Genomic DNA, 4639 nt, shown 5'->3' with positions numbered 1-4639 from the left:
CGGGTTGAACACTGCCAGGTCGTTGAACGTGCCGCCCAGGTACAGCTTGTCGCCTTTCTTGTCGAAGGTGACGCAGTAGTAGGTGTGCTCCAGATTAGCCGCCTTGATCAACTTGCGCTGCTTGATGTCGTACTTGGCCAGGCGGTTGAGTACGCCGTAGATCTGGTTCGGGTCCTTGGGCGAGCGCAGGCCGGTGAAGTACAGCTCGGTCAGGTCGGCAAACTCCTGGGTATGGGTTTTGCCGGTCTTCAGGTCAACGCTCAGGTAGCCGTACAACAATTCGGCCTCGTTCGGGTCCTGTTTGTCATCCTTGAATTTGGCAATGGTGTACAACATCGAGAACTCGTGGCGCGGGTTCTGGTGTGGCCAGAAGTACAGCACGTCCGGGGCGCTGTAGCCCTTGCGGTTCCAGTTGCGCAGCGGCAAGGCCACCGTGTACTTGCCGGTTTTGACGTCCATCTTGTAGATGTCCGGCCCGGCGGCGTACAGGCTGCCATCGTTGGCAGTGCGCATCAGGTACACCTGGCGCGGCATGGGGAAGGTGCGTACCGGTTTTGCGCCAAGGCCATCGGCAGTGCTGAACACCTCCAGGCGCGGTGGTTTGACAACATAGTGGTCGTTCAGGCGCTGGGTCGGGTTGACCGTGGCGTACACTTCCTTGCCATCGGGGCTGACGGCGAACGAGTACATCGACTTGCCGACCTCGCCCGGCACGCTGGACAGGTTGGCGTGGAAGGTGTTCTTGCAGGTATCCAGGTCGATGCCGTAGATGTCGCCGTAGTGGTTGTTGAGCACGTAGGCGGTGCGGTTGTCCGGCGCCATCATGGCAGTGCCGGGGCCGAACTTGTCGGGCATCTGGCAGCTTTTGTACACCGTGTCACTGGCCACATCGACCACGTGCAGGTTGTTCGGGTAGTTGGTCACGATCATGTATTCGTGGCCAGCCTTCAGCGCCGGTCCGTTGTCGTCGGCCTGTACCAGCCCGGCGCAGGCCGTGGCAGCGATGGTGAGCGCGAGTTGCGCGCAGCGTCCAGCTTTCATGCGGTTTCCCCTTGTCATTCTTGTCGGGCCGGTCACTTGTCTTTCGGGAACACGGTGCCGAGGTTGCGCCAGTCATCCGCCGAGTTGGTCGCCTGGGCGTTCCAGTCCTGGTAGGTGCTCATCATGTCCGGCACCTGGGCCGGCCACCAGCAAGGGTCGGAGCAGCCATACAGGTCGGCTTCCATCGGCTGGCACAGCGAGCTCACACCACCAAATGCGTCCACCTCCCAGCCCGGGTCGGTGGTGGCCGTGCAGCCGGCCACCGCGCTCATGGCCATTACTTCTTCGACGCGGTCTTCGGCGGCGGCCTGCTCAAGGATGCGCGCCTTGTTGTTGAGGGGCTTCAAGTGCTTCATGTCAGTGCGCCTTCCGCGGGGTGATATAGCGGTCGATGAAGGCCGGGTTGGCGGCCATGATGCGGCTGTAGACTTCAATGCCGAAGTCGACCCAGTCGCGCATCAGTTCGCAGTAGTGGTAGGTCGGGTGCTGCGGGTCGCCGTAGCGCGCGTAGCTTTCGTGGTAGCAGCCGCCGGAACACAGGTTGCGGATACGGCAGCTCTCGCAGCCGGTGTTGCTGCGGTCCAGGCGCTGCGACAGAAAGTCGTTGAGCTGCGCCTGCTTCACGCCCTGGTGCACGTTGCCGAAGGTGGGCAGGCTGGAGCCGGTGAAGCGATGGCACAGGTTCAGCTCGCCCTCGTGGTCCACCGCCAGCATCTTCAGCCCGGCGCCGCACGGCAGGGCTTTCTTGTGGCCTTCATGGATGTCGGTGATCAGCTGGTGCAGGTTGGAGAAGCCAATATTGCGGTGCTCCAGCGCCGCCTCCAGGTAGCGCCGGCCCAGGGCTTTCATGTTGGCGAATACCTGCACCAGCTCTTCGCCGGTGAGGTTGAAGTTGGCCATGTCGCCGGAGGTGACCGGGGCAAAGCCGACTTCAGCAAAGCCCAGTTCGTTGAACAGGTGGTTCCAGATGGTTTCGACATCGGTGATGCCACGGGTCAGGGTTACCCGCGCGCCGACCGGGCGGCTGGTGTAGCGCGACAGCAGCAGTTCGGCCTTGCGCCGCACCACATCATAGGTGCCCTGCCCGCCGACGGTGATGCGGTTGCGGTCGTGCACGGTCTTGGGGCCGTCGATGCTGATCGACAGGCCAAAGCGGTGGGCGTTGAGCCAGTCGATGACCTCTTCGTTAAGCAAGGTGGCGTTGGTGGTCATGATGAACTCCACCTGCTTGCCGGCTTCGGCGAACCGCCGTTCGCAATAGGCGACCATGTGCTCGATCAGCGGCCGGTTGGACAGCGGCTCGCCCCCGAAGAACACCACGCTGTAGCGTTGCTCGTCGGGCGACTCCTTGAGCAGCATCTCCACCGAGGCCTCGGCAGTGTCGGTGCTCATCTTCTTGCCGGCGGACGGCTTGTCCAGGTCTTCCTTGTAGCAATAGGTGCAGCTGAGGTTGCAGCCAGTGTTGACGTTGAGCACCACGGTGTTCAAGGCGGTGCGCTCGACCTGCTTGAGGGCGATTTCGGGGGTCAGCGGCGAGCCGTCGCTGACCAGCTCCAGCGCGATCAGCTCGCGCAGGGTGTCCTGGATATCGTCACCGGCAAACTGCTGGCCAAGGCGCTGCATCAGCTCCTCGGCCGAGCAGCCTTGCTGGCGCAGGGAATCGATGATGCCGCCGGTTACCGCATCGGCGGTGAACAGCGAACTGCTAGGAATATGAAACAGCATGCGGTCGGCGTCGACCTGCACTTCGTGCAGGTTGCGTTCGACAAGGTTCAGTAGTGCGCCCATGGCGACCTCCCGGTAATCGATGCGTGGGAAAACCGTTACGTGCTGCCGTCATGGCAGCGGTGGGTTGTTCCAGCGCTGAACGGTGACGATCATGTGCCCTTCGCCCGTCTGGCCGCCGTCGGCCAGCGTGGCGATGACCTTCAGGTTGCCAGCGTTGTTGGTCATCATCTTGCGCTCAGGGTTGGGGCCGGCACCGCCTGGCACGAACACGCCATCGGCCTGCATCTGCCCGGCAAACTTGACGTCCTGATCCTCGACGGCACGCTCGTTGAACGGCTCGACCTTCCAGCTGGCCGGCAGGTAGCCGATGCGCAGCGGCTGGCCATCAGCATCCTTGCCCCACGCTTCGGCTTCGAAACGGCCTTGCACCTTCGGCACCGAAGCGCCGTTTTCGCCGATACGGGCGATGGAGAACGCCGGCACCACCTTCACTTCATCGACCTTGTCGTACACCGCCAGGTTGACGCCCTTGAGTGCGCCCACCGCGACTTCGCGCTGGCCGGGCCTGGCATCCGCCGCGGCGCGGGCCTTGACCCGTACCAGGGTTGCGGTCTGCTCCAGCACCTCGGTCACCTCGACCCCGGCGCCCAGGTCCGGCTTGCCCGACAAGCCACTGCCAACCAGGCTGATTTCGCTTTCGCCCCCGGCCTTGATGAACGCAGGCTGCACCGCCAGCAGGCGCGCCTTGCCTTCTTTGACTGCAGTGAAGTCCAGCCCGCGCTCATCGTGCTCGGCCTCGAACATGCGGCCTTTCATTTCGCCGTCCAGCGCAGCGAACACCTGACGCAGGTTGGCATCGCCAACCTTGACGTTGCCGCGCCATTCATAACCGTTGTAGAGGATTGCCGAGCCGCTGCCGTTGAACGGCGTGCCATCGGCGTACGCGCCCTTGACCTCGACCTTGAAGGTATCGCCCTCCTCGGCCGAGACGCTCATCACCCCGTGCACATCGCCCTTGGCCAGCATGTGGCCGCTGAATGCCCACTGCCCCGGCAGCGCGTCGGCCTTGGGCCGCGCCTTCTGCCATTCGGCCCATGCAGGGTTATCCAGCGGGTAGCGCTTGGCCAGTTCGGGTACCACTTGTTGCAGGGCGATGGGCAACCAGTCGCGGTCGCGCGCCTGGGCCTGGTATTCAAGAGACGGCCATTGGCCGAGGTGGAAGTTGACCAGGTGCTCCCATTCCTTGGCCGGGCGCCGTTGCAAGGCGACGCGGGCACCGGAGTGGCAACGGCCGCAGGTTTCGCTGAGCTGGGTGTCGAAGTGCTCGACGGTATTGAGCCGGCGCTCCATGGCGTAGCGCACGCCATCGGTCTCGCTGGGCGCCAGGCCCTGCTTGTCGGCCAGGTACTTGACCAGGGTGCGACGGTCGTCGTCGCTGATCTGCAGGCCATGCATCACCTGCATCCGGGCAATACTCATCAGCCAGCCTTCCGGCGTTTTGCGCTGGTGGCTGATACGGCTGTAGGTATCGTTACCTTCGGGGATATGGCACCCCATGCACTTGTTCTGCAACAGGCTCGGGCCCTGCTCGGCCGCCATGGCCTGGGTGCTCAGCAGCGCGGCGGCGACCAGCGCCAGTTTACCCGCATGCCGCCGGAGTCGAGTCGTCTTCAAGGTCAGACCTCCACGGTTGTTGTTCTTATCGTTTTTCGCACGCTTTGGTACAGCAGGTGTGCATGTGACGGTTGTGATACAGGAAGTGTGCCAGGTGATGCAAAACCGTTTTCTTTCAACCTTTTAGGCGGTTTTATGGGCTTTGCTGCCAGCAGGGATGGCCAAATGCAGCGTGCCATTTCGCGACAGGGTGTTT

The 4639-nt window shown here is 63.1% G+C and carries 5 protein-coding genes; all 5 read right to left on the bottom strand.

What is annotated here, in order from left to right; translation table 11 throughout:
* Nucleotides 1-1041, bottom strand: a 1041-nt coding sequence (peaD, locus tag HP546_RS26220) for a quinohemoprotein amine dehydrogenase subunit beta (RefSeq protein ID WP_172231543.1), incomplete at its 3' end; no start/stop codon positions are given.
* 32 nt (nucleotides 1042-1073) lie between these two features.
* Nucleotides 1074-1397, bottom strand: coding sequence for a quinohemoprotein amine dehydrogenase subunit gamma (gene qhpC / locus HP546_RS26215; protein ID WP_012272119.1), 324 nt, complete (start codon nucleotides 1395-1397; stop codon nucleotides 1074-1076).
* 1 nt (nucleotide 1398) lies between these two features.
* Entirely contained in the window at nucleotides 1399-2829 is a 1431-nt protein-coding gene (gene peaB, locus HP546_RS26210) for a quinohemoprotein amine dehydrogenase maturation protein (protein WP_172231540.1), read from the bottom strand.
* Between the two features lie 48 nt (nucleotides 2830-2877).
* On the bottom strand, nucleotides 2878-4443 hold the full coding sequence (peaA, locus tag HP546_RS26205) for a quinohemoprotein amine dehydrogenase subunit alpha (protein ID WP_172231537.1): 1566 nt from the start codon (nucleotides 4441-4443) through the stop codon (nucleotides 2878-2880).
* Nucleotides 4444-4445: 2 nt separating this feature from the next.
* On the bottom strand, nucleotides 4446-4639 hold a 194-nt coding region (locus HP546_RS31160), incomplete at its 5' end, for a hypothetical protein (RefSeq protein ID WP_218584614.1).

It is taken from the genome of Pseudomonas sp. CM25, from assembly GCF_013179705.1.
GTDB lineage: Bacteria > Pseudomonadota > Gammaproteobacteria > Pseudomonadales > Pseudomonadaceae > Aquipseudomonas.
The sequence above is the reverse complement of the archived record's forward strand: the minus strand, read 5'-3'. Positions and strand labels throughout refer to the sequence as shown.